The organism is Lacinutrix sp. MedPE-SW, assembly GCF_001874145.1.
Lineage (GTDB): Bacteria > Bacteroidota > Bacteroidia > Flavobacteriales > Flavobacteriaceae > Lacinutrix.
Window position 1 is genome coordinate 24,738 of the sequence record NZ_MPCX01000003.1, and the last position, 25,680, is coordinate 50,417.

At 33.1% G+C, this 25,680-nt stretch carries 17 protein-coding genes; 3 read left to right on the top strand and 14 right to left on the bottom strand.

Going from position 1 to position 25,680, the window contains the following annotated elements:
* Positions 1-3: 3 nt before the first annotated feature.
* A complete protein-coding gene (locus BM549_RS03790; RefSeq protein ID WP_290469045.1) occupies positions 4-1,470 on the top strand; it encodes a glutamate synthase subunit beta in 1,467 nt (488 codons plus the stop codon).
* 81 nt (positions 1,471-1,551) lie between these two features.
* Here the strand turns inward: BM549_RS03790 and argH are convergent, their stop codons facing one another.
* From argH to ilvD, 14 genes are all read right to left on the bottom strand, one after another.
* Positions 1,552-2,826: an argininosuccinate lyase gene (argH, locus tag BM549_RS03795; RefSeq protein WP_290469046.1), complete on the bottom strand. Its 1,275-nt coding sequence runs from the start codon at positions 2,824-2,826 to the stop codon at positions 1,552-1,554.
* 100 nt (positions 2,827-2,926) lie between these two features.
* On the bottom strand, positions 2,927-3,988 hold the full coding sequence (locus BM549_RS03800; protein WP_290469047.1) for a M20 family metallo-hydrolase: 1,062 nt from the start codon (positions 3,986-3,988) through the stop codon (positions 2,927-2,929).
* A complete protein-coding gene (gene argB / locus BM549_RS03805) occupies positions 3,985-4,761 on the bottom strand; it encodes an acetylglutamate kinase (RefSeq protein ID WP_290469048.1) in 777 nt (258 codons plus the stop codon). Before argB ends, BM549_RS03800 begins: the two co-directional genes overlap by 4 nt.
* 91 nt (positions 4,762-4,852) lie before the next feature.
* Positions 4,853-5,788: an acetylornithine carbamoyltransferase gene (locus BM549_RS03810; RefSeq protein WP_290469049.1), complete on the bottom strand. Its 936-nt coding sequence runs from the start codon at positions 5,786-5,788 to the stop codon at positions 4,853-4,855.
* 34 nt (positions 5,789-5,822) lie between these two features.
* Positions 5,823-6,950 carry an aminotransferase class III-fold pyridoxal phosphate-dependent enzyme gene (locus BM549_RS03815; RefSeq protein WP_290469050.1) on the bottom strand — a complete coding sequence of 376 codons (1,128 nt, stop codon included), beginning with the start codon at positions 6,948-6,950 and terminating at the stop codon, positions 5,823-5,825.
* Positions 6,947-7,747 carry a pyrroline-5-carboxylate reductase gene (proC, locus tag BM549_RS03820; protein WP_290469051.1) on the bottom strand — a complete coding sequence of 267 codons (801 nt, stop codon included), beginning with the start codon at positions 7,745-7,747 and terminating at the stop codon, positions 6,947-6,949. The genes BM549_RS03815 and proC overlap by 4 nt, the downstream gene beginning before the upstream one ends.
* Before the next feature lie 87 nt (positions 7,748-7,834).
* Positions 7,835-8,812: an N-acetyl-gamma-glutamyl-phosphate reductase gene (gene argC / locus BM549_RS03825; protein WP_290469052.1), complete on the bottom strand. Its 978-nt coding sequence runs from the start codon at positions 8,810-8,812 to the stop codon at positions 7,835-7,837.
* Positions 8,809-9,996, bottom strand: a complete 1,188-nt coding sequence (locus tag BM549_RS03830; protein ID WP_290469053.1) for an argininosuccinate synthase domain-containing protein — start codon at positions 9,994-9,996, stop codon at positions 8,809-8,811. The genes argC and BM549_RS03830 overlap by 4 nt, the downstream gene beginning before the upstream one ends.
* Positions 9,989-10,612 (bottom strand): GNAT family N-acetyltransferase, encoded by a 624-nt coding sequence (locus BM549_RS03835; protein WP_290469054.1) that lies wholly within the window; start codon positions 10,610-10,612, stop codon positions 9,989-9,991. The genes BM549_RS03830 and BM549_RS03835 overlap by 8 nt, the downstream gene beginning before the upstream one ends.
* Before the next feature lie 462 nt (positions 10,613-11,074).
* Entirely contained in the window at positions 11,075-12,340 is a 1,266-nt protein-coding gene (gene ilvA, locus BM549_RS03840; protein WP_290469055.1) for a threonine ammonia-lyase, read from the bottom strand.
* A gap of 41 nt (positions 12,341-12,381) precedes the next feature.
* Positions 12,382-13,884: a ketol-acid reductoisomerase gene (ilvC, locus tag BM549_RS03845; RefSeq protein ID WP_290469056.1), complete on the bottom strand. Its 1,503-nt coding sequence runs from the start codon at positions 13,882-13,884 to the stop codon at positions 12,382-12,384.
* A 22-nt stretch (positions 13,885-13,906) separates the two neighbouring features.
* Positions 13,907-14,437, bottom strand: a complete 531-nt coding sequence (gene ilvN, locus BM549_RS03850; protein ID WP_290469057.1) for an acetolactate synthase small subunit — start codon at positions 14,435-14,437, stop codon at positions 13,907-13,909.
* 1 nt (position 14,438) lies between these two features.
* A complete protein-coding gene (gene ilvB, locus BM549_RS03855) occupies positions 14,439-16,172 on the bottom strand; it encodes a biosynthetic-type acetolactate synthase large subunit (protein WP_290469058.1) in 1,734 nt (577 codons plus the stop codon).
* 30 nt (positions 16,173-16,202) lie between these two features.
* Positions 16,203-17,879 carry a dihydroxy-acid dehydratase gene (gene ilvD, locus BM549_RS03860; RefSeq protein ID WP_290469059.1) on the bottom strand — a complete coding sequence of 559 codons (1,677 nt, stop codon included), beginning with the start codon at positions 17,877-17,879 and terminating at the stop codon, positions 16,203-16,205.
* 402 nt (positions 17,880-18,281) lie between these two features.
* Here ilvD and BM549_RS03865 point away from each other — a divergent pair, with 402 nt between their 5' ends.
* A complete protein-coding gene (locus BM549_RS03865; protein ID WP_290469060.1) occupies positions 18,282-23,282 on the top strand; it encodes a translocation/assembly module TamB domain-containing protein in 5,001 nt (1,666 codons plus the stop codon).
* Positions 23,282-25,585, top strand: a complete 2,304-nt coding sequence (locus tag BM549_RS03870) for a BamA/TamA family outer membrane protein (protein ID WP_290469061.1) — start codon at positions 23,282-23,284, stop codon at positions 25,583-25,585. The genes BM549_RS03865 and BM549_RS03870 overlap by 1 nt, the downstream gene beginning before the upstream one ends.
* Positions 25,586-25,680: the final 95 nt, after the last annotated feature.

Consider the following 25,680-nt stretch of genomic DNA (forward strand, 5'->3'; position numbering starts at 1 on the left):
ATTATGGGAAAGACAACAGGATTTTTAGAGTTTAAGCGCCAAGACGAAAGTTATATTGAGCCTAAAAAACGAATTGAAAACTATAACGAATTTACGGTTCCTCTAAAAGAAGAAAAGTTAAAAGATCAAGGTGCACGTTGTATGGATTGCGGCATTCCGTTTTGTCATAGTGGTTGCCCACTTGGTAATTTAATTCCAGATTTTAACGACAAAGTTTACAAAGGAAAATGGAAAGAAGCTGCCGAAATTTTACATAAAACCAATAATTTCCCAGAGTTTACAGGAAGATTATGTCCGGCGCCTTGTGAAGAAGCATGTGTTTTAGGTATCAATGAAGACCCAGTAACTATTGAAAATATTGAAAAAAATATTGTTGAACAAGCTTTCGCTGAAGGCTGGATTACTGCACAACCACCAAAAGTTAGAACCGAAAAAACAGTTGCTGTTATAGGTTCTGGACCTGCTGGTCTAGCTGCTGCACAACAATTAAATCGTGCAGGACACACAGTTACTGTTTTTGAACGCGATGAAAAAGTGGGTGGCTTATTACGTTACGGAATTCCAGATTTTAAAATGGAAAAACATGTTATTGACAGACGTATTGCTGTTTTAGAAGAAGAAGGAATCACTTTTAAAACCAATGCACATGTTGGTGTAAACATAGACGCAAACCAACTTAAAAACGATTTTGACGCAGTAGTTTTATGTGGTGGAGCAACGGTAAGAAGAAGCATTCCTATTCCTGGAGCTGATTTAAAAGGTGTGACTCAAGCAATGGATTTCTTAAAGTTAAACAATCAATATGTAGATGGCTTAGTAGAGTTTAAAGACATTATTTCTGCAAAAGGAAAAGACGTCATTGTAATTGGTGGTGGAGACACAGGAAGTGATTGTATTGGAACCTCTAATCGTCATGGAGCAACTTCGGTTACCAATTTTGAAATTTTAAGTAAACCAACCGAAGGTCGTCCTGCACATCAACCTTGGCCGTATTGGCCTATGAAGCTAAAAACAACCTCATCACATCAAGAAGGTGTAGAACGTTTTTTTAGTATTTCTACTAAAGAATTTTTAGGAAATAAAGAAGGCAATTTAACAGGATTAAAAACCGTTGAAGTCGAATGGGTTTTTAAAGCTGGTGAAAGACCGCAACTTAAAGAAGTAGAAGGCACTGAAAAAGAATGGAAATGCGACTTAGCACTATTAGCACTTGGTTTTACAGGAGCTGAAAAAACCTTAGCAGATCAATTTGGATTAAACATGGATTTTAGAACCAATATTGAAGCATCTACCAAAGATTACAAAACGAACATTCCTGGTGTTTTTGCTGCTGGAGATATGCGTCGTGGACAATCTTTAATTGTTTGGGCAATTTCTGAAGGAAGACAAGCTGCTTATCACATTGACACGTATTTAATGGGAGAATCTTGCTTACCATTAAAAGACGATAGTGATTTGCCAAGAGTATAAATAATTCCTGCACAGACAGGAATCTTATAAAGTAAAAAAGCACCTTGAGGAAGGTGCTTTTTTTATTTCTTAACTAAATGCTTATTCAGGAAACTTTCTTCGTATTTCCTCTAAACACAAATTACCAATACTACCAACATGTGTATGTTTCTTAGAAGTATCTGGCGTATACGTTCCGTTTTCTACTTCTCCTCCAATTTTTTGATACGCTTCTCTAAAAGGCATACCTTCCACTACTAAAGTATTAATATTATCTACCGTAAATAAGTATTGGTATTTCGCATCGTTCAAGTCTATTTCTTTTACAATGACTTGCTGAATCGCATAATTAAAAATGTCTAACAAATCTTTTACATCTTCAATAGCAGCAATTATATTTTCCTTTAGCAACTGAAAATCCCTATGGTAACCACTTGGTAAATTATTAGTGATTAATACCATTTCATGATGTAAGGCTTGAATTTTATTTGCTTTCCCTCTAATCAATTCAAACACATCCGGATTCTTTTTATGTGGCATAATGCTACTTCCTGTTGTTAATTCATCTGGAAAGGCAATAAAGCCAAAATTCTGACTATTATACACACAAATATCCATTGCAAAACGCGCTAAGGTATTACAAACACTTCCTAACGCTAAAGCAATAGTACGCTCACTTTTTCCTCTACTCATTTGTGCAGCAACGACGTTATATTTTAAGGTTGAAAAGTTTAATTCTTTGGCAGTTAATTCTCTATCGATAGGAAAAGAACTACCATATCCAGCAGCGGAACCTAACGGATTTTGATCAACCGTTTTTAAAGCTGCTTTTAACAAATATACATCATCAATTAAAACCTCTGCATAGGCAGAAAACCACAAACCGAAAGAAGAAGGCATTGCGACTTGTAAATGTGTATAGCCTGGAAGTAAAGCTTCTTTATGTGTTTCCGCTAAACCTAACAACGTATTGAAAAAGACTTCAGTCTTATCTTTAATCAGCCTTAGGCTGTCTTTATAATATAACTGAAGTGCAACTAAAACCTGATCGTTTCTTGAACGTGCTGTGTGGATTTTTTTCCCAACGTCTCCTAAGGTTTTTGTTAGTTCATATTCAATTTTAGAATGGACATCTTCAAAAGAAGCTTCTATAATAAACGTTCCGTTTTCTATGGTTTCAGCAATTGCATTTAAACCACTTTTTAATTCCTTCAATTCTTCTGAAGAAATGATTCCAATGGATTCTAACATGATTGCATGTGCTAAGGATGCTTGCACGTCGTATTTTGCAATGTGTAAGTCAATCTCTCTATCGTTTCCAACAGTAAATTGTTCTATTTTTTTATCGATACTAATTCCTTTGTCCCAGAGTTTCATAATTTAATTTTTTATTGTTATTGCGAGGAAGAATAACGAAGCAATCTGTTCCTTAATCATGAGATTGCTTCACTATGTTCGCAATGACGTTTCTCTTTTTTTACAACACTTTTTCTAATAATTCTATATAAATTCTAATACCTTCTTCAATTTCATTTACATAAATAAATTCATCAGCACTATGTGATCTCGTGCTATCGCCTGGCCCTAACTTTAAAGATGGACAACTCAAAACTGCTTGATCTGACAAAGTAGGTGAACCATAGGTGCTTCTTCCTATTTCTATTCCTGCAATAACCAATGGATGATCTATTGGTATAGATGACGAATTTAGTTTTGTGCTTCTCGGAGCGATACTATCACAAGGTGCTTCTTTTTGCAAAATAGCTACAATGTCTTGATTTGAATATTTATCGTTTACACGAACATCTACTACCAATTTTACCTCTGCTGGCACTGCATTATGTTGCTTACCAGCATTAATTTGTGTGACAGTTAGTTTTACATCTCCTAAAGCTTCAGACGTTTTATCGAATTTGTGATTTTTAAACCATTCTAAAACGGAAATCGAATTATAAATGGCATTATTGTTATTTGGATGTGCTGCATGACTTGGCGTTCCTTTTACAATTGCATCAAACACAACTAAGCCTTTTTCGGCAACTGCTAAATTCATTAATGTTGGTTCTCCAACAATAGCGACGTCTACCTTTGGAATCACACTTAGCATACTATTTAAACCGTTTTCTCCACTACTTTCTTCTTCAGCTGAAGCCACAATTACTAAATTATACTTTAAATTTTCTTGATTGTAGAAATATGCAAAAGTCGCTAATAAACTCACCAAACAACCACCTGCATCATTACTACCCAAACCATATAATTTACCATCTTCTACAATGGCTTTAAAAGGATCTTTGGTGTAGCCATTATTAGGTTTTACTGTGTCGTGATGCGAATTTAATAACAAGGTTGGCTTGCTATCGTCAAAATGTTTATTGGTTGCCCAAACGTTATGTTTGGTCCTTTTGAAAGGAATATTTTGATTGGTAAACCATTGCTCAATATGCGCAGCAGTTGGGCCTTCCTCAGAAGAAAACGACTGCGTTTCTATTAATTGTTTTAACAATGCAATTGCTCTTGTTGTAAGTTTTTCTATCATTTTGTAATGGTTGTGTGTTTATTATTTACGTTAAAAAGCATGCTAGATTTACCAATACAAACTTTTTGAACCTTATGATGTATAGCGTGAAAACAGTTATTTAATTTAGGAAGCATGCCTTCAAAAATTACTTTATTTTCCACTAATGTTTTATAGGTAGCTGTGTTGATATTTTCTATTACAGAATCGTCGTCTTCTACATTTTCTAAAACACCATTTTTCTCGAAACAATAATATAGTTCTGTTTTAAAAATAGATGCAAAACCTATTGCTAATTCGGAAGCAATCGTATCTGCATTGGTATTTAATAATTGCCCGTTTTTATCATGAGTAATGGCGCAAAACACAGGTGTAATTTCATTATTTAAAAGAATTTCTAAGGTTTCAGTATTTACCTTTTTGACGTCTCCAGCAAATCCATAATCGATAGGTTTTGATGGTCTTAAATCCGAAACTATCGTGTTGCCATCCGCTCCAGAAAAACCAATTGCATTGCAATTATTGGCTTGTAATTGAGCCACTATGTTTTTATTGATTTTTCCAGCATAGACCATCGTGATAATATCTAAAGTATCTGCATCTGTAATACGTCTTCCATCCACCATTTTAACCTCAACTTTCATTTGTTGCGCTAATTTAGTTGCTAGTTTTCCGCCTCCATGAACTAATAATTTTGGTTCTTTTATTGTTGCAAAATCTTTTAGAAACTGCTGTAAAGCTTCATCATTATCGATGATATTTCCTCCTATTTTTATGACTTTTAGTGTTTTCATATTTCATTGTTGTCATTACGAGGAATTTATGACGAAGTAATCTGTTTCAATTTAAAAGATTGCTTCAATCGTAACTCTTTCGTAATGACGATTATAATTTTTCCAATATCTGCTTCAACACAATTTGCGCTGAAAATGTCCTGTTATTGGCTTGTTGCATTACCACAGATTGTTCGCTATCTAAAACTGCATCTTCTACAATTACATTTCTTCTAACAGGTAAACAATGCATGAATTTTGCAGCTCCAAGTTTGGTCTTGGTCATCATCCAGTTTTCATCTTGACTTAATATTTTTCCATAATCTTTATAGCTACTCCAGTTTTTCACATACACAAAATCTACATCCTTTAAAGCTTCTTCTTGGTTTAGATTTACTGGTGTGTTTTTAACGACATCTTTATTTAGTTCATACCCTTCGGGATGCGTAATAATTAAATCAACATCCATATTTTGCATCATTTCTACAAACGAATTTGCAACTGCCTGTGGCAATGCTTTAGGGTGTGGCGCCCAAGACAAAACGACTTTAGGCTTTGCTTTTTCTGTTAATTCGGTAATGGTAATTGCATCTGCTAATGCTTGTAAAGGATGTGCTGTAGCACTTTCCATATTCACAATTGGAACTGTTGCATATTTTATGAAACTATTCATTACAAACTCACTTTCATCTTTTTTCTTATCGGTTAAACTAGGAAAAGCTCTAACCGCAATCACATCTGCATACTGCGAAATAATTGCTGCAGCTTCTTTTATATGTTCTGAAGTATTTGCATTCATGATGGTACCATCTTCAAACTCTAGATTCCAAGCGTCATTTACGTTTAAAACCATAACGTTCATACCCAGGTTTTTTGCTGCTTTTTCTGTGCTTAGCCTTGTTCTTAAACTGGCATTAAAGAAAAGCATGACTAAGGTTTTATTTTTTCCTAATTCCTGAAACTCAAAAGGATTCTTTTTCAATAAAATGGCCTCCTTAATGGTTTCCTGAAGATTAGATATATCTTTTATATTGGTGTATTTTTTCATGTTTACTTCCTGCGAAAACAGGAATCTTTTTTAATTAATTTAGTTCGTTTTTTAAAGCTTCAAAAAAAACATCAATATGTTCTTTTTTAATGGTTAAAGGCGGAAGAATCCGTAATAAATTTGGATTTTTAGCACTTCCTGTAAATATCTTATGTTCAAAAATTAACTTTTTACGAAGGTCTGCTATTGGAAAATCAAACTCCAACCCTAACATTAATCCACGACCTTTTATATTTTTTATTTCTGAAATGGTTTCAGCTTTTTCCATAAAATAAGCAGACATCTCTTTAGCATTTTGCATTAAGTTTTCTTCTTCAATCACTTCTAAAACAGTAGAAGAGGCAACACAAGCTAGATGGTTTCCACCAAAAGTGGTTCCTAATAAACCAAAAGACGCTGTAATATTAGGATGAATTAAAATACCTCCAATCGGAAAGCCATTTCCCATTCCTTTTGCAATTGAAATAATGTCTGGAGTGATGTTATATTTTTGAAAAGCGAAAAAATCTCCAGTTCTACCAAAACCAGACTGCACCTCATCTGCAATAAAACATACATTGTATTTTTTACACAAGGCATCAACGCCTTCGTAAAATTCTGCAGTACTTTCATCTAAACCACCAACACCTTGAATACATTCTATAATTACTGCACAAACATCGTTATTAGCTAGTGCTTTTTCCACACCTTCTAAGTCACCTAATTCTAGAATTTCTACTTCTTGCTGGGCATTAATTGGTGCAATAATTTTTGCATTATCTGTTGCAGCAACTGCAGCAGATGTACGACCATGAAAACCGTTTTTAAAAGCTAAAACTTTTTTCTTTTTAGTATGAAAGGAGGATAATTTTAAAGCATTCTCATTCGCTTCTGCTCCAGAATTACACAAAAACAATGTATAATCTATACAGCCTGAAAAAGCGACTATTTTTTTAGCCAAAGCGACTTGTAAGGGATTCTGAATCGAGTTACTATAAAATCCTATTTTAGAAACTTGCTCTGAGATAGCAGACACATATTTTGGATGCGAATGTCCAATAGAAATCACAGCATGTCCACCATACAAATCTAAATACTTGGTATTGTTTTCATCAAAAACAAAGACATCTTCTGCCTTTACAGGAGTGATATCAAACAAAGGATAGACGTTAAACAAACTCATATCTGTTCTTTTTTAATATTATTAATTTTATTAAACGATGCAATCATTCCTTGAATTAAAGACGAGCTCAACCCTTTATGTTCCATTTCATTTAAACCTTCAATCGTACAACCTTTTGGTGTGGTAACTCTGTCAATTTCTTCTTCAGGATGGTTTCCATTGGTAATCAACAAACTTGCAGCTCCTTCACTGGTATACATGGCTAATTCTTGTGCTTCTTTGGCATCAAAACCTAACTGAATTGCTGCTTGTGTTGTTGCTCTAATTAATCGCATCCAAAAGGCAACACCACTTGCGCAAACTACTGTTGCTGCTTGCATTTGACTTTCCGGAATACTCAACGAATGTCCTAAACGGTTAAAAATAGCTTCAGCAATTTTAATGCGTTTCGCTCCTTGCTCATTACTACACAAACACGTCATAGATTTACCAACAGCAATCGCTGTGTTTGGCATCGCACGAATGATAAATTTATCCGAACCAACTTGCGCTTCAATCTTAGGAATTAGAAAACCTGTAATAGTCGAAATCAAGACGTGTTTCTCTGTTAATTCCGGCTTAATGTCATTCAATATTTGCTCAAAATGTGCTGGTTGCACTGCAAAAATGATGATATCAGATTGCCTTACAGCCTCAATATTATCCGTTGTTAAATGCACATTTTTATAACCTTCAAACTCTTGAATTTCTTCTAAGTTACGTTTAGTTAAATACAAACTTGTAATGGCATTATTAGTAATTAAACCTTTTGCTATAGATTTCCCTAAATTCCCTGTTCCTATAATTGCTATTTTCATGTACTATCTTTTTTTGTCATTACGAAGGAAGTATGACTGAAGTAACCTCTTTAAACAGATTGCTTCGTTCCTCGCAATGACAGTGTGTTAAAAATAAGTTGCTTTCAGTTTTAAACCTTCCGTTTCTTCAAAACCATACATTAAATTCATGTTTTGCACCGCTGCTCCAGAAGCTCCTTTTAATAAATTATCAATGGTACTTGTGATTAATAATTTATTGCCATGTTTTTCAAGACTAATTATACACTTATTGGTATTTACCACTTGTTTTAAAAAGATACTTTCATCTGAAATTACTGTAAATACAGCATCTTTATAATACGCTTTGTACATTGCTTTTGCTTCTTCAACTGTACCATCAAACTTTGTGTATGTTGTAGCAAAAATTCCTCTAGAAAAATCGCCTCTATTTGGCATAAAGTTGATTTCGGAATTAAAGTCGCTCTGCAACTGTTTTACTGTCTGATTAATTTCACCTAAATGCTGATGATTAAATGCTTTGTAATGCGAAAAATTATTATCTCTCCACGTAAAATGCGTTGTGGCAGACAAGGAGGTTCCTGCTCCAGTTGCTCCAGTTACTGCATTTATATGCACATCATTAGTAAGCAAGCTATTTGCAGCTAAAGGCAAAATTGCTAATTGTAATGCTGTTGCAAAACAACCAGGATTTGCAATGTAATTGGCTGTTTTAATCGCTTCTTTATCTAATTCTGCTAAACCATATACAAATTCTTTTCCTTGAAAATTCTTATTTGCAAGCAATCTAAAATCGTTACTTAAATCTATAATTTTAGTAGTATCTGAAAAGGTATTTTTTTCTAAAAAAGCAGTGGAATTTCCATGACCTAAACACAAGAAAAGCAGATCAATTTCTGAATTAATCGTATTCGAAAATTCTAACTCAGTTGTACCAATTAAATCTTGATGTACTTGATATACTTTATTTCCTGCATTAGATGTACTATAAATAAAATTAATATTTGCTTTTGGATGATTTAACAACAACCTAATTAATTCTCCTGCTGTGTAACCAGCACCTCCAATGATTCCTACTTGTATCATAATTCTGAATTTACTTGTTGATAAATTTTATTCTGATTTCCAATAATCTTAATAAATCCTTTGGCGTCATCTGCTGTCCAAGCTTTATTTTCTTCACCATAGGTACTAAATGCACTAGACATTAAATCGTGATCTGAAACAATACCATCTAAAGAAAAATGATAAGGCTTTAAAGTGACCACAACATTACCAGACACCATTTTTTGTGAGCTTTGTAAAAAAGCTTCCGTATCACGCATTACAGGATCTAAGTACTGTCCTTCATGCAAATGCATTCCGTAAAAACTAGACAGATACTCTTTATGTTGTAATTGCCATTTTGTAAGCGTATGTTTTTCTAATAAATGATGTGCCTTTATGGTGATTAAAGCTGCAGCAGCTTCAAAACCAACTCTTCCTTTGGTACCAACAATAGTATCTCCAACATGAATATCTCTTCCAATAGCATATGCAGAAGCAATAGTGTTTAGGTTTTCAATATTGACTTCTGGTGCATTTTCTTGTCCGTTTAAAGCAACAAACTCCCCGTTTTTAAAGGTTAATGTCACTTTTTCTTCGCCTTCTTTTTCTAATGGAGAAGGATAGGCTTCGCTTGGCAAAGGTTTTTCAGACTTTAAAGTTTCTACACCACCAACACTAGTTCCCCAAAGTCCTTTGTTCACAGAATATTTAGATTTTTCCCAAGACATATCAACACCTTCAGATTTTAGATAATCTATCTCTTCTTCTCTAGTCAGTTTTTGATCTCTAATAGGTGTTATAATTTTAATACCAGGAGCCAAAGTTTGAAAAATCATATCAAAACGTACCTGATCGTTTCCTGCTCCTGTACTTCCATGCGCGATATACTCTGCATCAATACTTTTAGCATATTCTATAATTTCTATGGCTTGGATAATACGTTCTGCACTTACTGATAAAGGATACGTACTATTTTTCAATACATTCCCGAAGATTAAATACTTGACTACTTTAGTATAAAAAGTAGCAACTGCATCAATGTTTTTATACGTAGAAACACCCATTTTATAGGCATTACTTTCTATTTTCTTAATCTCTTCCGCAGTGAAACCTCCTGTATTTACACTTACTGCATGTACATCATAATCTTTAGATAAACTTACTGCGCAATACGATGTATCTAAACCTCCACTATATGCTATAACTAATTTTTTATTACTCATTTTTATCTTTTTTTAGAAATCTTGTTTGCTTAATGCTTTTTAATCTGGTCCACACTTTTTTATCGTATTTGTGTTCTTCAACAGGCTTAGCCTCTTTTGATGGGTCATACAACATGCCTGTACATAAGCACATTGTTTGCTCTGTTCTGGTTAAAACGTCAAAATTCTTACAGGTTTGGCAACCGTTCCAAAAGGTTTGATCTTTAGTTAATTCTGAAAACGTAACAGGCTTATACCCTAAATCACTATTCATTTTCATAACAGCCAATCCTGTAGTTATACTAAATACTTTAGCATTTGGATACTTGGTCCTAGAATGGTCGAAAATGACTTTCTTTATTTTTTTTGCAAGTCCTAAATTTCTAAAATCAGGATGTACAATTAAGCCAGAGTTGGCAACAAACTTACCATGACTCCATTTTTCGATATAGCAAAAACCTGCAAATTTTTCGCCATCTAAAGCGATTACCGCATTACCATTTTCCATTTTGGTAATTATATATTCTGGTTTACGTTTTGCAATACCTGTTCCTCTAACTTGAGCAGCGTCTGCAATAGTTTGGCAAATAATATCTGCGTAAACACTATGTGACTTATCAGCAATAACAATTTTCATTGTAATTGATTTATATAATTAAAAAATATTGATTTTGTTTTTTTGAGATTCCTGACTTTGCAGGAATAGAGAACCGGACTCACCTAAGTTCTAAAATAGACGTACACCCTTAAGGGCGTCGACGTAAAATGGGACGCACAACAATCCTGTTATTATTTCTAATAACTGTATTTGGAAAAGTAAATATTTGTGATGTGTGGTTCAATGTTAAAAAATAAAAAACGGTTAACTAAAGTGCTTTTAAAGTAGGAGCATTAGCGACGTCGTCTGCGCGCAGGCAAACTTGAGGGTCTTTCGTTTTTATTTTGTGTTTTTAACATGGTGTAAAACTAGGCATTAAATTAATACGACACTGTTTTTTATTTCTTTTTTAGTGAATTTTTATGAATTCGTTAAAAAAAGCAACTCAAAATTATTTAATAATCAACTGAAAACCAGATTTCTAAAAATATTAGTTATCAATTAGACTAAAAATTGAAACAAATCGGGCTTATCATTTAAATAATCTCCAAAAAAATTATTCAATTTCATCTTAGTAATTAAAGGTTCTAAATCCTGTGGTGATTTCAACTCTAAACCAACCACAGCAACATCATTTTCGCGGTTTACTTTTTTTGTGTATTCAAAATGCGTAATATCATCTGATGGTCCTAAAATATCTACAACAAATTCACGTAAAGCACCTGCGCGCTGTGGAAACTTAACAATAAAATAGTGTTTTAAATTGGCATGCAATAACGCTCGTTCTTTAATTTCTGGAGTACGCGTGATATCGTTATTGCTACCGCTTACAAGGCAAATTACATTTTTACCTTTTATTTCTTCTTTGTACTGATCTAAAGCAGCAATACTTAGTGCTCCTGCAGGTTCTACAACAACAGCGTCTATGTTGTATAATTCTAAAATGGTTTGACAAACTTTGCCTTCGTCTACCGTAATCATAGCACTTAAATTTTGCTGACAAATTGCAAAGTTTAAATCACCAACACGTTTTACTGCTGCGCCATCAACAAAGTTTTCGATATTTTTTAATTCGGTGTTTTGTTTTCGTCTTAAAGACGTAGACATAGATGGTGCTCCAGTAGGTTCTACTCCTATTATTTTTGTGTTTGGAGATAATAATTTGAACACTGAAGACAATCCTGCAGACAATCCGCCACCACCAACAGGAACAAATACATAATGGATTGGATGCTGCGCTTGATCTATAATTTCTAGTCCAACGGTTGCTTGACCTTCAATAACTTTTTCGTCATTAAAAGGATGAATAAATGTTTTGTTTAATGCTTCACTTTGTTGCATTGCTGCATGATAAGCATCATCAAAAGTATCGCCAATTAATACGACTTCAATATACTCTTCGCCAAACATTTTTACCTGTTCCACCTTTTGATTAGGTGTTGGAGAAGGCATAAAAATAGTGCCTTTTATTTTTAATAATTTACACGATAACGCCACACCTTGTGCATGATTTCCTGCACTTGCACATACAATTCCGTTTTCAATTTCTATTTGACTTAAAGACGACATTTTATTGTAAGCGCCTCTAATTTTATAGGAACGTACTTGCTGTAAATCCTCACGTTTAAATAGGATATTAGCGTCGAATTGCTTAGAGTAATTTCTGTTAGACATTAAAGGAGTTACAGAGGCAACTCCTTTTAATTTTTCTGCAGCAGCCTCAACAGATGCTAATGTTGGCTTGTATATTGTTGTGGTGTTTTCCATGTTTTATGAGATCCCGAAATTAATTCAGGATGACAATAGATTTAAGCTAAAACTGATTCTTCTGATTTTACATCAGATTTTATAATTTTCATTGCGGTCATTGCTGCTCTTAATCGCTTACCAACCGTTTCGATTGGATGATTTCTAATCGCATCGTTTACTGCAATTAATTCTACATTGTCCACTCCTGTTGATGCTGAAAATGGTTTGCCAATAATATCTGTATCTACGGTTTTCATGAAATCGGTTAATAAAGGTTTGCAAGCATGATCAAATAAATAGCAACCATATTCTGCAGTGTCTGAAATGACTCTGTTCATTTCAAATAATTTCTTTCTAGCAATTGTATTGGCAATTAGTGGTAATTCGTGAAGTGATTCGTAATACGCAGAATCTTCAATAATTCCTGCACTTACCATGGTTTCGTAAGCTAGCTCAACACCAGATTTTACAAATGCTACTAGTAATGTTCCATGATCAAAATATTCTTGTTCAGAAATATGATCTGTTGTTAACGTTGTTTTTTCGAATGCAGTTTCACCTGTTTCTGCTCTCCATTTTAAAAGGTTTACATCATCATTTGCCCAATCTTCCATCATGGTTTTTGAGAAGTGACCTGAGATAATATCGTCCATATGTTTCTCGAATAAAGGACGCATGATATCTTTTAATTCTTCAGACAATTGGAATGCTTTAATTTTTGCTGGATTAGATAAACGATCCATCATGTTTGTAATTCCTCCGTGTTTTAGGGCTTCAGTAATGGTTTCCCAACCAAACTGAATTAATTTTGCAGCATAACCTGGCTCAATACCTTCGGCTACCATTTTATCAAACGATAAAATTGCACCTGTTTGTAACAAACCACATAATATGGTTTGCTCACCCATTAAATCACTTTTAACCTCAGCCACAAAAGACGATTCTAAAACACCTGCACGATGACCTCCAGTTGCAGCTGCATAAGCTTTTGCTTGAGCCCAACCTTTATTTTCTGGATCATTTTCTGGGTGTACAGCAATTAATGTTGGCACACCAAAACCACGTTTATATTCTTCACGCACTTCGGTTCCTGGACATTTTGGAGCAACCATAATTACAGTAATATCTTCTCTTATTTTAGTGCCTTCTTCAACAATATTAAATCCGTGAGAATAACTTAGCGTAGCACCTTTTTTCATTAAAGGCATTACTGCTTTTACAACGTTTGTGTGTTGCTTGTCTGGTGTTAAGTTTAATACTAAATCTGCTGTAGGAATTAAATCGTCATAAGTACCTACATTAAATTCGTTATCGGTAGCATTTTTATAAGAAGTACGCTTCTCATCGATAGCTTCTTGCCTTAATGCATATGAAATATCTAAACCTGAATCACGCATGTTTAGTCCTTGATTTAAGCCTTGTGCACCACAACCAATAATTACAATTTTTTTGCCTTTTAATGCATTAACACCATCTTCAAACTCTGAAGCATCCATGAATCTACATTTACCTAATTGATCTAATTGGTTTCTTAATGATAATGTGTTGAAATAATTTGACATTGTCTTATATTTTAATTGTTGGTTATGCTTGAAAAGCTTCTAGCATTGTTGATATTTTCATTTCGTCTTTAGTAACAGCAATACGTCCTGAGCGCGTAAATTGCATGATTCCAAAAGCACTTAATTCTCTATATATTAATTCTATTTCTTCTTTACGTCCAGATTTTTCTATTACAAAAAAGTCACGATTTACAGTTACAATTCTAGCATTACTTTCTTTAATAATATTTTGAATTTGTCGTTCTTCAAACAATAAATCAGACTTCATCTTAAAGATGCAAGACTCTTGATAAATAGTACCTTCATCTGTATGAAAGTAAGCCTTAATAACTTCGACTTGTTTTTCAATTTGACCAATTATTTTTTTCATTTGGTCTTCCGTTACAATTACAACTATGGTAAATTTTGAAACACCTTCAATTTCTGAAACCGAAGAATTTATACTTTCAATATTTATATGTCTACGTTGAAATATTGCCGAAATACGATTTAATAATCCTATATTATTTTCGGTGTAAACCGAAACAGTGTATATGTTTTTTTCTGCTTCCATATTATTCTAATCTTACGTCTGAAACTGATGCACCTGTTGGTATCATTGGAAACACATTGTCTTCCTTTTCTACACAAACTTCTAAAAAGTATGGTCCATCTGTGTTTATCATTTTAGCGACTGCTTCCTTTAAATCTTCACGCTTAGTTACTTTTTCAGCTTCTATAAAATAGCCTTTTGCAATGGCTACAAAATCTGGATTGGTCATTTCTGTAGACGCATAACGTTTATCAAAAAATAGTTGTTGCCATTGGCGAACCATACCTAAAAACTCGTTGTTTAAAACCACAATTTTTACAGGTACTTTTTGCTGAAAAATGGTGCCCAATTCTTGAATAGTCATTTGATAACCACCATCACCAGAAATTGATATAACTTCTCGATTTGGAGCAGCCATTTTTGCTCCAATTGCAGCAGGTAAACCAAAGCCCATTGTGCCTAATCCACCAGACGTTATATTACTTCTTGTTTTATTAAAATTAGCATAACGACAGGCTATCATTTGATGTTGACCAACGTCTGTTACAATTGCTGCATCACCTTTAGTTTGCGAATTAATTTCTTTTAAAACTTCACCCATTGTTAAACCTTCTTTTGTAGGATGAATGTCATTTTTTATTACTTTTTCATATTCAATAGCATATAAATCCTTAAAATTTTGATGCCATTCTGGATATGATTTTTCATCTAAAAGCGGAAGTAAGGCAGCTAAACTTTCTTTTGCATCACCTAAAACTGCCACATCTGTTTTAACGTTTTTATCAATTTCGGCTGGATCAATTTCAAAATGAATCACTTTTGCCTGTTTAGCGTATGTAGATAAATTTCCGGTTACACGATCATCGAAACGCATGCCAATTGCAATTAAAAGGTCGCACTCATTAGTCAACACATTTGGCGCATAATTACCATGCATACCAACCATACCAATATTTAAAGGATGAGATGTTGGTATTGCTCCTGCACCTAAAATGGTCCAAGCAGATGGGATTCCTGCTTTTTCAACAACCGCTTTAAATTCGGTTTCAGCCTGACCTAATGATACACCTTGTCCCCAAACAATCATTGGTTTTTTAGCCTCATTAATTAATTTTGCAGCAGCTTCAACCTCATTATGATTTAACTTTGGAATCGCGTTATAACTTCTAACTCCTTTACATTTTTTGTATTTAAAATCGAATTCTTCAAACTGAGCATCTTTTGTAATATCAATTAAAACAGGACCTGGACGCCCACTTTTAGCGATATAAAAGGCTTTAGCCATAACTTCCGGAATCTCTGACGCTTTTGTTATTTGACAATTCCACTTTGTAACTGGTGTAGAAATACCAACAATATCTGTTTCCTGAAACGCATCACTACCTAATAAGTGCGAAGCGACCTGACCTGTAATACAAACCATTGGTGTACTATCTATTTGTGCATCTGCAATACCCGTTATTAAATTGGTTGCTCCTGGACCTGACGTTGCAATTGCGACACCAACTTTACCAGAAATACGTGCGTAACCTTGAGCCGAATGTGTTGCACCTTGCTCGTGACGTGTTAACACATGATGAATTTTATCTTGGTACTTATAAAGCTCATCATATACTGGCATAATTGCTCCTCCAGGATATCCGTAAAGAACATCTACACCTTCTGCTAACAAACATTTTATAATGGCCTCACTACCAGAGATACGCTCTGTAATTTGCGTTTTGTTTGTTTCTTTTTTTAAAGTTTTTGTATCCATATTAATCTGATTTGGATAATTATTTTTTGTTTAAAACTCGTCAGTTACACAACCCTTTGAAGCAGATGATACGGTTTTAGCATATTTGTATAACACACCACGTTTAAACTTTAAATCTGGTGCTTGCCATTCCTGTCTTCTTTTTTGCAATTCTTCTTCTGTAACTTCTAAAACAATGGAGTTTGTTTCGGCATCAATGGTAATCATATCGCCATCTTTTACTAAAGCTATATTACCACCTTCTTGAGCTTCTGGAGTAATGTGCCCAACTACGAAACCGTGCGTTCCTCCAGAGAAACGACCATCTGTAATTAATGCCACATCTTTACCTAAACCTGCTCCCATAATTGCAGCAGTTGGTTTTAGCATTTCTGGCATTCCTGGTCCTCCTTTTGGACCTTCATAACGAATGACGACAACATCTCCTTTTTCAACTAATCCATCACGAATACCATCATTTGCAGCATATTCGCCTTCAAACACTTTTGCTTTACCAATAAACTTTAAACCTTCTTTTCCTGTAATTTTAGCAACAGAACCTTCCGTAGCAAGATTACCATAAAGCATTCTTAAATGACCTGATATTTTTATTGGTTCTTCAATTGGTTTTATTACATCTTGACCTTCAGTTAAATCTTCAACATCCAATAAATTCTCTGCAATTGTTTTTCCTGTAACAGTTAAACAATCGCCATGAATTAATCCTTTTTTCAATAAATATTTTAGAACCGCAGGAATTCCGCCAACAGCGTGAACATCTTCCATTAGGTATTTTCCGCTAGGCTTTAAGTCAGCTAAAAACGGTGTATTATCGCTTATATCCTGAAAATCTTTTAAAGTGAAATCGATATCTGCTGCTCTTGCAATTGCTAAAAAGTGAAGTACCGCATTTGTAGAACCACCTAAAATAGTAACTAATCGTACTGCGTTTTCTAGAGATTTACGCGTAATAATATCTGAAGGTTTAATATCCTTTTCTAATAACACACGCATGGCTTCTCCAGCTTTAACAGACTCTTCTTTTTTAGCATCACTTAATGCTGGGTTAGACGAGTTAAATGGTAAAGTCATCCCTAAAGCTTCAATAGCTGAAGCCATAGTATTTGCAGTATACATACCACCACAAGCTCCTGCTCCCGGACATGCTTTTTCAACTATATTTTGATATTCTGTTTCTTCCATGGTTCCAGCAACTTTGCTTCCCCAAGCTTCAAAAGCAGATACGACATCTAATTTTTTTCCGTTATGGCAACCAGAATCAATGGTGCCACCATACACTAAAATACTTGGACGATTTAGTCTAATCATTGCCATTAATGCTCCTGGCATATTTTTATCACAACCTACTACTGTAATTAAACCATCATAACTCATAGCTTGTACTACGGTTTCCATAGAATCTGCAATAATATCTCGAGAAGGTAAAGAGTAGCGCATTCCAGGAGTTCCCATAGAAATACCATCACTTACTCCAATAGTATTGAAAATAAGCCCAACAATAGCTTCGTTTTTAGTTCCTTTTTTAGCCAATTTAGCCAAATCATTAAGGTGCATGTTGCATGGGTTACCTTCGTATCCTGTACTTGCAATACCAATAATAGGTTTAAAAAAATCTTCTTTTGTTAGCCCAATTGCATGCAACATGGCTTGTGCTGCTGGTTGGGTTGGATCTTGAGTAACGGTTTTACTGTATTTGTTTAATTCCATTGACTGGTCAAATTCTATTTAAATATTAATCTAAATTAGAAATTTGACATTGGGAAGAATTTAATAATCTATAATAGAGACTAAATTCAGAAAAGAATAAGCGTTTTTAAATATCTGTTTTTCAGAGTGTTAACTTTTATTGTTTCTGATGTTCAAACGTTAAAAAGAAGTGTAAAAAGTTTACGAACAATATCTTAATAATAGAAAATTTGAATGAAAAAATTGATTAGATATTTGCTGCACCTAATCTTTTCTTTAACAAAACTTTAGCCTTAATATAATTATATATTCACTATACTAATATATTAAAATTATAAATTTGTTCTCTTTATAAATTCAAATTTGGAAGCCTCGAAAACTAATAATAAAATAAAAACTAAAAAGTACCGCATTCTTAAAATAATGGGTAAAACATTTTTAGTTATTCTTACCCTATTAATTTTATTAATTCTATTTATACGCAGCCCTTTTGGTCAAGATATAATTGTAAATAAAGTAACAAATTTTGTTTCCAATAAAACGAATACCATAGTTGAAGTAGAAAAGTTATTTATCACTTTTGATGGTGATATTAAACTTGACGGTTTATACCTTGAGGATAAAACCGGAGACACACTAGTATATTCTAAATCACTAGAAGCCAATATACCGCTATGGAAAATGATAAACGGTGAAGCAATTGGTATTGATGCTTTAGACTGGAATGGTTTACGTGCTAATGTTATAAGAAAAGATACTGTAAACGGCTTTAATTTTCAGTTTTTAATAGATGCTTTTGCAACTACCCAAGCAACTGTAGACACAACAACTACAAGTCCTTTAAATATTGTTTTAGGCGATTTAAATTTTAGAAATTTTGATGTTGTTTATACAGATGCTGTTGCTGGAATTGATAGTCGATTCGATTTTAAAAAAATGAAATTAGATGTTAATACCATTGATTTAAAAACAATGGCATTTAATATCGCTGATGCAGAATTAAAAGACGCTAAAATTAAATTCTTTCAAAGTGAAGTTGCAAGCGACCCTAATACAGAAGCAACTCCTTTACCAAAAATAGTTGCCGATAAATTAAGCTTAACAAATGTAGTCGCAAATTATAAATCGCAAGCAGATGATATTACAGCAAATATTAATATTGGTAATTTTTATACTGAAATTCCCAATGCAGATTTATCAAACAACAGGATAGCGATAAACACATTAGATTTAAAAAATTCGAATATTCAAATTCATACTAAAACAGAAGAGAATATTGTTAAAGATGAAGCAAATCAAGATTTAAATAATTTTATCTGGCCCAATTTAGAACTTAATTTAGGTAATATAAATTTAGAAAATAATGCTTTGGGTTATTTTGTGAATAACACAAAGCCAAGCGTAAATAAATTTAACCCAAATGCAATTGCTTTAAACAACTTAAATTTAAAAGCTAATACAATTACGCTAAAAGATAAAAATGGAAATTTAAATATTGAGACTTTCAATTTTAATGAAACCTCAGGATTAAATTTAAAGAATTTAGCATTTCAATTTAACATTTCGGACCAAAAACTTAATATTGAAAATCTAAAGCTTCTTTTAAACGACAATGCCATTGCAGGAGATTTAGAATTAAATTACAATTCTATTTCATCTTTATTAACTTCACCAGAAACGTCTAAAATAACTTTAAATCTACCAGACTTTAAAATTAGCTTAGATGAAGTTTTTAAATTTCAGCCAGAATTAAAATCAAATACTTACTTACAAACACTAAGTAAAAAACAAATTCAAGGTTCAATAAATACAACTGGATATTTATCAAACATTAAATTAAATAATGCCTTTATTAATTGGGGAAATAGCACAAGAATTTCAGCTAATGGAACAATACAAAACATAACCAATCCAGATAATCTTAAATTAAATATTCCATCATTTTCTGCCGAAACAATAAAATCTGATTTAACTCAATTTATAGATGAAAAATCTTTAAGCGTTTCGATGCCTCAGGATATAAAAATTGCAGGAACAGTTAATGGTGGTTTAGATAATATATCTACAAATTCTAAAATTTCAACCTCTCAAGGAATAGCAACAATAAATGGTAATTTTAAAAACAAAAATACCATAGCTTTTGATGCTAACGTAGCAATAACAGATTATAAATTAAGTGAATTACTACAAAACGAAACCCTAGGAAATTTAACTTTAAACCTAGAAACTAAAGGTAGTGGCAAATCTATAAACACTTTAAATGCCAATATTGAAGCTATTGTTTCAAGTTTTGGTTATAATAATTATGCTATTAAAGATTTAAAATTAAACGGAAACATTAAAGATGGGAAAGGCAATATACTATCTAAATATAGAGATGACAATATTAATTTAAACCTGGATGCTTTAGTTGTTTTAGATTCTATTGCTCCAGAAGCAAAAATTAATCTTGACCTTATTGGCGCTAATTTACAAGGCTTAGGCTTAATAGACAGAGATGTAAGAACGGGTTTAAAACTTAAAGCTAATTTTAAAGGAAACAGTGAAAAATATAAGTTTGATGCTAATATTGAAGATGGCGTAGTTGTTTACGATAGAAAAACTTACTTATTAGGCGGCATTGACGCTTCTGGCTTTGTAAGAAACGACACAACATCGGTTAAATTTAAAAACAAGTTAGTAGATTTAGATTTACAATCTAATACAGACCCACAAACGTTTTCTAAAGCTTTACAAAAACATATAAATAGCTATTTCTACAGAGATATTGTTGTTAAAGACTCTTTAGCAAAACCTGTTAATATGACACTTAAAGGTCACATTGCACAATCTCCACTTTTAAACGATGTATTATTAGTAAATGTAAAAGATTTAGATACGGTTTCTATTGCTGTAGATTTTAAGCAGGCAGAACGTAAACTAGTTGCAGGTATTACTGCACCGCATATAAATTATAGCGGCTATGAATTAGACAGTTTAGCATTTAATATGAATACAAATAAAACCGACTTAAATTTCGATTTTGGTTTTAATGCCTTTAAAGCCGGACCAATAGACATACAGCGAACAAAAATTTCTGGTGATCAAAAAAACAACGAAATGCTGCTTACAATAACAGCATATAACAAAGATGAAAAGCTAATAAATGTGCTCTCGCAAATTACAGGAAACAGAGACGAACTTACATTTAAAGTACTACAAGACAACCTTACTTTTAACCAAGAACCATGGCTAGTTCCTGCAAACAACAAAATGGTTTATACAGGCAACAGCCTTAATTTCACCAATTTTAAAATTAGTAATGGCAATCAATCTGTAGAATTAACAGATAGCTTACAAAACATCACAAAAGAACACGTAGCTATAGACTTTAAACGTTTTAATCTGGCCGATTTTTTAAGTTACTTTAATACAGAATCTAAACTAGCTTCTGGAACAATAAATGGTGATTTTATTTTAGAAGAACCTTTTAAAGACACAGGAATTTTAGCCGATTTAGAAATTAATACACTTGAAATTTTAAAAGCAAATTTAGGAACACTTGCTATTACAGGAAGATCTCTTGGCGGAAACAATTACGCATTTAATTCAACACTTAAAGGTGGTGATATAGATTTAGATTTAGTTGGCGATTATGGTGCAAATAAAACTGGAGCTAATCTAGATTTACGCTTAGACATTAATGCCTTTAAAATGCAAGCTTTAGAAAAATTCTCTCAAGGCTATCTAAAAAATACTAGTGGTGATTTTTCTGGTAATTTTAAATTAAGCGGCACAAGCACAAACCCTATCTATCAAGGTAAGCTAGATTTTAATGCCGCTAAGTTTAACATTGCTATGTTTAATGCCGCATTTACTTTAGAAAATGAAACTTTAAGCGCCAATAACAAAGGCATTACTCTATCTAATTTCACAATTAAAGATGATAACAATAACAACCTTATAGTTTCTGGAGATATTGGTACAGAAACATTTATTAACCCAACTTTTAATTTAGAAATTGACGCCAAAGACTTTCAGTTTTTAAATGCTTCTAAAGAAGACAACGACTTTTTATATGGCACTGCAAGTTTTGATGCAGATGCGAAGCTAACCGGCGACTTACAAATACCTAAATTAAGTGCTAACGCGACAATTAACTCTAATACAGATGTTACTTATGTTATGCCTTCTGCAACAGTAAACATAGAAAAACGCGATGGTGTTGTAGTGTTTGTAAATAGAGAAAATCCAGATGCTATTTTAACGCAAACCGAAGAAAAAACAGCAACTATTAAAGGTTTCGATATTAAAACATTTTTAAAAGTTGGAGATAAAGCAACAGTCACAATAATTATAGACGAAGATACTGGAGACTATTTTAAAGTTTCTGGCCATGGTGATTTTGATTTTACAATGAAACCAAACGGACGCATGAACCTTGTTGGAACTTACAATGTAGATGCTGGCCTGTATGAAATGAATTTATACAACATAGTTAATCGTAAATTCGAGTTAGCACCAAGTAGTAAAGTGACTTGGTCTGGTGATCCATTTGATGCCAAATTAGATGTAAGAGCAATTTATAATTTAAAAGCTTCGGCTTCGCCTTTAATGGCACCACAACTTTCTGGCGCAGACCCATCAGTTAGAAGTAAATACCGTCAAGTTTTACCTTTTTATGTCTATTTAAATATCGATGGCGAATTACTTCAACCTAAAATATCTTTTAAATTAGATATGCCAGAAGACGAACAAGGCGCTATTAGTGGTCAAGTTTATGGTCGTGTACAACAAGTTAATCAACAAGAAGGCGAATTAAATCGTCAGGTATTTTCATTATTAGTATTAAATCGTTTCTATCCAGAACCAGGAAGCGATGGTAGTACCGGAGGTTTTGCAACAGTAGCTAGAGACAATTTAAACGATGCCGTTTCAGACCAATTAAATGTATTTTCAAACAAACTTTTAGGTGACTCTGGTTTCGAACTCGATTTTGGTTTAGATAGTTTTACAGATTACCAAGGCGATACACCACAAGACAGAACACAACTAAATGTAGCTGCTCAAAAACGCCTATTTGACGATCGTTTAGTAGTACGTGTTGGTAGTGAAGTAGATTTACAAGGCAGTAGCTCTACAGGAGAATCTACACCTTTAATTGGAAACGTAAGTCTAGAATATTTACTCACAAAAAACGGACGCTATAAATTAAAAGGATTTAGACGAAATGAATTTGAAAACGTTATCGACGGACAAACAATAGTTAGTGGTATTGGTCTTATTTTTACTCAAGAATTTAATAAATTTAGCGAACTATGGGAAGCTATACTTTACAATGAAACTAAAGCCGAAAAGCTTGAAAGAGATCGTTTAAAAAAAGAACAAAAATTAAAAGACAAAGAAAAAATAGATCCTGAAAACGAAGATATAAACAAAAATTAGTGATTAAAAAAAACACATATAAAACAGCCATAAAACTCAACAGCTTACTTGCTATAATAACTTTTATATTTATAGCACAGTCCTGTGCTGTAAAAAAATACATTCCGGAAGGCGAACTACTATACACAGGTGCTAAAATTGAAATAAAAGCAGATAGTTTAGTAGAAAATCCCGAAGATTTAAAACCAGTTCTAGAGGCAACTCTTAGCCCAGAACCAAACTCTAAATTTTTAGGGCTAAGACCCGGTTTGCATTATTACTATAAAATGCAACAAGAAAACCCAGGCTTTTTAAACCGTTGGTTATTTAAACAATTTGGAGAAGAACCCGTTTATCAAAGTGATGTAGAATCTTTTCAAGTAGAAGATGTTTTAGTAAATAAATTAGAAAACAATGGCTTTTTTTATAGCCGTGCAACTTCAAGTTTTACCGAAGACAAAAAAAATAAAGAAGCTCACATAACCTATTCTGTTACCGTACCAACACCATATAAAATTGAAACGTACCAAGTAGACTCCTTAGCTTCTCCTTTATATGAAGAATTAAAAAGCACCGCAGAAAACTCTAATTTTAAAAAAGGTATTCGTTTTGATTTAGAAAGTATGAAACTAGAAAGACAACGATTAGATGCCACACTTAAAAGCAAAGGCTACTATAATTTTAATCCAGACTTTTTAATTTTTGAAGCAGATAGTAATAGGTACGACAATAAGCGTATTGATTTATTTTTAAAACTTAAAAACAATGTTCCCGAAAAAGCAATTATTCCATATAAGTTAGGTAAAGTAAATATTTATCCTGATTACGAGTTGCCTAAAGACTCTAAGGTTTATGACAGTGAACGCTACAATAATAAAACCTACATACAAGACCCTAAGTTTTTTCGTCCAGATCGTTTAGATCCTTTTATTACATTAAGCGAAGGACAACTTTACAATCCTCAAACCTCAAAAAATACAGCAAGAAGACTTTCTACAATTGGCGCTTATAAATTTGTGAATATTCAGTACAAAGAAACAGATTCTATAGCAGATAATGGTATAGGTGTTTTAGAAACAAACATTTATTTATCACCATTAAATAAAAGAGCTGTTCGTGCAGAAATTCAAGCAGTAACAAAATCTAATAGTTTTGCTGGTCCTGCATTAATACTAACATATAGCAACAGAAATTTGTTTCAAGGTGGAGAAACATTAAACATTAGCACCAAGGCAGCATACGAAACGCAAATTGCAAGTGGCAACCAAGCAGGATTAAGCAGTTTAGAACTAGGTTTTGAAACCGAACTTATTTTTCCGCGTGTATTATTTCCTATTAAAATTAGCGATAATTATTTTGAGTATTCCATACCTAAAACAAAAACATCACTTGGATTCGATTATTTAAACCGAAGCCAATTATACACACTACTATCTGCAAAAGCAAGATTTGGTTACGTTTGGGATGCCAATAAATATGTAACACATGTTATTAACCCTATTTCTACAAACTACACAAAACTCTCTAATACTACAGATGAGTTTCAAACTATTTTAAACGATAATCCTTTTTTAGAGCGTAGTTTTGACCAAGAATTTATATCTGGACTAACGTATTCTTTTACTTATAACGAATTAGTTAATAACACTAAAACACATCAAATTTATGCTAACTTTAATTTTGACGTTGCAGGAAACTCTATTAGCCTTTTAGGTAAAGAAAAAGAAACAGGAGAAGCAAAACAGTTTCTTGGTTTAGAGTATGCACAATATGCCAAAGCAGATGTCGATTTTAGATATCATTTTAATTTTGGTAAAGAACAAAAAATAGCCACTCGCCTATTTGCTGGTTATGGCTTAGCTTATGGAAATTCAGATGTATTACCATTTACAAAGCAATACTATTCTGGAGGTCCATACAGTGTAAGAGCTTTTAGAATTCAATCACTTGGACCAGGTACTTATAACGAGTTAGGCACAGAAAACGGAACCTTTTTCGACCAAACAGGTAATATAAGATTAGAGGCAAATGTAGAATACCGCTTTCCTATATTTAGTTATTTTAAAGGTGCCGTATTTGCCGATGCCGGTAATGTTTGGAATTCTGAAGAAAATCCTGCACTACCAGGAGGAAAATTTTCAAGTGATTTTTTAAGTGAATTAGGAATGGGTGCTGGCGTAGGTTTACGTGTCGATGTTCAAGGTTTTGTAATTAGATTTGATTTAGCGGCACCATTTCATGATCCTTCATTAGACGAAAGGGAACGTTTTAACTTTGAAATAGACGAACCTATATTAAATTTTGCAATTGGATACCCTTTTTAAAGGTTTTTAAATATTTTTTTAGTATTTTTTTGAGCTATATAAGTAATAAATAGCGCAATAGTAATATTTTATGATTCCTTTAATATAAAATTGAT